The following is a 628-nucleotide window of genomic DNA, read 5'->3' as shown; positions in this document are numbered from 1 at the left end:
ATCCAAAAATGACAAAGCCAACCTGTCAGTAAAGCAATGACAAATTGTAACAAACTCTTTTTTTGAGGAGGAAGTCAGGAACAAGCAAAGTTGGTGTTTACGGTGGTATGCGCATCTGCAGCCTTGGTTGGAGCCTTCGCTTTGACTATCCTTAGGTTTTGCTGGCAGGTAGGTGGCTAGCCTATTGCCATTTGGTTGATGTTGAGGTTGCTGTCGTTTGCCATTTGGAGTAGCGATACCGGGCAATAGCCAGATTGGGCTCGATCAGTCCTTGCAAATCTTTGTATTCTTAGGGTCGGTAGGTTGGTTGCTGAGGGTGTGGGGAGTGATGAGTCTTGGGATACGCAGCCTGAAGGCATGGGTGGTGGTCGGTTGGCTCGCTCTCTTGCTGTTGGGCAGTTTCTGGGGGGTTGCCCCATCTCAGGCGCAGAATGTCTACCAACTGCAACAGCGACAGCAGCAGATCCAGCAACAAATCCAGGGCACCCAACGCCGCCTGGGAGAGCTGCGCCAAGCGGAAGAAGAAGCCCGCCGCCGCATGGGATCCCTGCGGCAAAACATCCAACAGACGGAAGCCAGCCTGCGCGACAACCAATATCGTCTAGAACAGGCCCAGAGGGCGCTAGAG

General features: G+C 53.3%; 1 pseudogene. It reads left to right on the top strand.

Annotation, left to right across the window (positions count from 1 at the left end):
- Positions 1–328: 328 nt before the first annotated feature.
- Positions 329–628 (top strand): annotated as a pseudogene (locus NW858_RS11525) (peptidase M23); the annotation flags it as partial.

Origin of the sequence: Synechococcus sp. H55.10, assembly GCF_047502715.1 — a bacterium.
In the GTDB taxonomy this organism is placed as follows: Bacteria; Cyanobacteriota; Cyanobacteriia; order Thermostichales; family Thermostichaceae; genus Thermostichus.
Note: the sequence above shows the minus strand (reverse complement) of the source record. Positions and strands in the feature narration are given on the sequence as shown.